At 45.2% G+C, this 387-nt stretch carries 1 protein-coding gene; it reads right to left on the minus strand.

Translation table 11 applies throughout. The features are described 5' to 3' along the window. Positions 1-95 precede the first annotated feature (95 nt). Positions 96-335: a DUF2442 domain-containing protein gene (locus ACTRWF_RS19700; protein ID WP_196897248.1), complete on the minus strand. Its 240-nt coding sequence runs from the start codon at positions 333-335 to the stop codon at positions 96-98. Positions 336-387 lie beyond the last annotated feature (52 nt).

A 387-nucleotide genomic window follows, 5' to 3' on the forward strand; every position in this document is an offset into this window, starting at 1 on the left:
AACTTAAAGCTAAGGGGCGCTAGCATGTGGGCTAAAATCCGAACGAAGTGAGTCAGCCCACATGTTAGCGTCCCAGCGACCGGAGGGAGTGAACTTTAGCGCTTTGTTATGTGACGTTTCAAGAACTCAGGTGCCAGGTCGGCACCATTCGGCCAAACCACTGTCTCTAATTCTGGGTCAACAGCAACTTTAGAGAAAAAAGAAGAGTCCTTTAGCGGTTCAAAGACACTGCCAGATAGTTTGTTTTCTAAATTGACTTCGCCAGCTGTACCATCGTCAAATGTTACCCATAGTTTAAAGCCGTCGAGATATTTTGCGTTTCTAACGTGAAGCATAGTTTTACTCCAATGGTGCAATGTAGTTTAACGGTTCGCCATTTTGAGCCTT

It is taken from the genome of Alteromonas sp. G5_S2_22_S1 (genome assembly GCF_054968525.1).

Bases quoted from the DNA above. Each gene is read 5' to 3' on its own strand.
- ACTRWF_RS19700 (WP_196897248.1), bottom strand. From the start codon at position 335: ATGCTTCACGTTAGAAACGCAAAATATCTCGACGGCTTTAAACTATGG.